Consider the following 3,323-nt stretch of genomic DNA (forward strand, 5'->3'; position numbering starts at 1 on the left):
AAGTTCCTTAAGAGACCACTTGCGGCTCTTCTGGCCATTCTCATGGTCGTCGCTTTGGTCCCAATGAGCGCCTTCGCTGCTGAGCCTGATGTTATCAAGGTCGGCGGCGAGGAAGTGAAGCTCGGTGACGGTACTGCCACCGTCGGGCTCACGCTTCCCAGCGGCACGAGCGGCATTGTGGAAAACACACTGAAGGCCCTGCAGTTCGAGCTGCGCTCCGACAACGGCACGACTGTGGGTATCCTGGACAAGGACGGCAAGATGATCGGCACGAGCCTTTTGGGCCGCCCCGACATCAGCACTGCCAAGAAGACCGTCAATGTCTGGGAGAAGTCCAACCACCCCACTGATACCCTGTGGGGCGACTACACCGGCATGAAGCTGCGCGTCACCGAGAAGGGCAAGACCCCTGTCAATTACGACCTGGTGATTACCGTCAGCCAGCGCCACGCCAGCAACGACACTACTCTGGCCGCAGTGGAGTCCACCCGTATCGTGAACTACGAAATTGACGAGGCCACCAAGACCGTCACTATCATCAAGCCCATCGGCACCGATGATACCAGCACCAAACTGGGCCTGGACGCGTCCAGCTTCAAGCCCACCAACAAGAATGCTACAGTGACTGTCACTAAGGGCTCTGGAGCAAGTACTGGAGTGATTACAGGTATCACTGTAATTGCCGAGGACAAATCCAAGCAGAACTATGAAGTTAATTACAAGATTGAGAAAATCTTTGAGGAGTTCGGTGTGAAGGATGTCGAGGTGCTCAACGAGGTTACCGAGACTGAGAGCACTACAAAGGGCCAGGTCAATATGACCGTTAAAATTCCTTACGGCACCAAAACTAACGAGCTCATTCCCACCTTCACCACCTGCGACACCGTTAAGACTATTCAGGCGAATGGCGGTTTTGGCAAAAAGGGCTCTGATGTAGACCTCTATAACGCCGAAATAGGCAAGACCACAAGCGGTGTTGCCAACTGGGCGGCTGGTGACACTGCGGCCGACCAGACCGAGGCGGGAAATCATGCTGCCTTAACTGAAGCCAAAACCTTTACAATTAAAGTACGCACCGGTGTTTCCTCTAACTGGGATACCAGTGTCGTGAGTACTGGCGATGTTGTGGTCACCTTCATTCCTGTGAAAAACCACGAGGCTCTGTTAAAGGGTATGAAAGTTTCTACCGAGGATGCTACTAACAAAACCGAAACATATAACCAGGTGGTGCAGAACATTGACGGCACCTATCCCACTATCTATGTTGGCGATGTCAGCAACGATGTACTGTCAGATAAGGAAAACGAAAACAACAGCGCAGCCGTTGTTACAGCCACCGACCGCAGTGTAAAGCTGTATGTTTCTGCTGACTCCAAAGTAACCTTCGTGAACCCTTATGAGGGCTATGCTGTTGGCAAAATAAAAACTGTCGCAACCGATGGAACTGGTGACCCTGCCACTGGGGCTACATCTTTTGAGCAAATAACGGTTGAAAATCGTGACTCCAACGGCAATTATGCCATCGAGTTTACAGACTTAAACCTCCGCGAGTTCTATAGCGATTACATGCACATCAAGGTTGAGTCCGAGGACGGCAGCAATGCTGAGGATTACTTCATCAACTTCCGTGGCACGCCTTCTGGAGACCCCGAGGTTTATAGTGTGACGTTGCATGGTAAGTCTGGCGTTGCTGATGCAACAGGAACCAAAAATAGTGATGGCGATGTCATTATTCATGTTCCATATGATGTTACTTTAATTGACAACGCAACTATGCAAACAGCTCTAGCTGGTAAGTATACCCATATCACGGTTGAGGCAAGTAGTGGAACAACGGTTGCTGCCATTGACCTGACGGGCAATGCTAATCCGGTTCATACAGCCACTCCTGTGACCGAAAAAAGTCCTATTGGACTTCTGGGAAGTTTGGCAACAACTTATACCGGCTTTGGCACTGTGACGGTTCCTGCCGGTTGCAAGTTCTATTCTGAACTTCATACTTCTTATAGCAGCGACATAGCTGATGGCGCAGCCTGTTCACTTCTGGCTGATGGTGAGTTCGAAACAAGGGTGTTTATTGTTGTAGACCCCGCCAGCACCAACGCCGTCATCGATAACATTAAGCTAACAAACAAAACTACTCTGCTTGAGACTTATAACGAAGTCTATGAGGGCGAAATCGATGCGGACAACAAGACCATCCGCATTGAGGTTCCATTCAGCTTTGGCAAAACTAACGGAGTTTATGCCACCCAGGACATTTACGTACATGATTGGGAGTTTAATGGCACCCATGCCACTCGTCATAACGGGACTGTTGACGTGAAGACAGGGTTCCCAGCTGACTTTACGGAATTAGATACTCAGAATAGGAATTGCCTTCTTCAACTGCCATCCACAGCTATCACTACCATAGCAGGCGAAGCCACCTTTGATTACAAAACAAACGGCAAGAAGATAAAGGTTTGGAGCGAGGCAGACGGCACAAGCGCTAATATTACTAGTGCTGTAAATGAGACCGACACCTACTACCTCTACGCCGTGCGTCAGCCCGCCAACGACGCTCACGAGCTGCTGAACGTGACCTCCACCGACCCCAAGGTGACCGTCGCCCGCGATACCGCGGTTGACAACCTGAACCGCTGGATTATCAGCGTTCCCGAGAACTACGACAGCCAGAACGGCGTGAGCCAGGCTCCCGAGTTTGAGCTGATTTTCGACCGCAGCGAGAAGTCCACCGTTAAGAACGGCAACAACACCTGGGTCGCCGCTGACAAGACCGGCGCTGCCTTCAAGGTAGCCGGCGGCAGCCTGTACTTCAAGAACGAGAAGGTCGCCGTGACCGACGGCCGCGTCATCCACTTCACCGTTGTGGCGGAGGATGGCAGGGCTACCGGTGAGTATGAGTTTGTTATCGACCATGCCGAGCCCAGCGACGACGCTACCCTGAAGAGCGTCAAGGTAGACGACGAAATCTCCTTCACCCAGGATGGCGATAAGTTCATCGTCGAGGACCTGAGCGAGAACGAGAACTACGATGTCACCAAGCTGCCGGTCGTCATCGAGACCAACGACCCCGGCGCTACCGTGACCGTTGACGGCAAGGCCTACAAGTTCGATTCTGCCACCGGCACCTCCAATATCACTGTCGACCTGAGCGAGGGCAAGACCGCAGAGGTGGTTGTCACTGCCGCCGACGAGGTTACTACTGCTACCTATACCCTGTCCATGAAGGACGGTTCTGCACCTGTTGAGAAGCCCTCGGACAAGTACACCGACCTTGATAAGGTCACCAACGATACCATGCGCAACAAGGTCAAGGC

General features: G+C 52.1%; 1 protein-coding gene. It reads left to right on the forward strand.

Annotated elements, in window-relative coordinates; translation table 11 throughout:
- Positions 1 to 3,323, forward strand: a 3,323-nt coding sequence (locus D5270_RS16260; RefSeq protein WP_166545060.1) for a cadherin-like beta sandwich domain-containing protein, incomplete at both ends; no start/stop codon positions are given.

The sequence above is a fragment of the Acutalibacter sp. 1XD8-36 genome, from assembly GCF_009917525.1.
GTDB lineage: Bacteria > Bacillota > Clostridia > Oscillospirales > Acutalibacteraceae > Acutalibacter.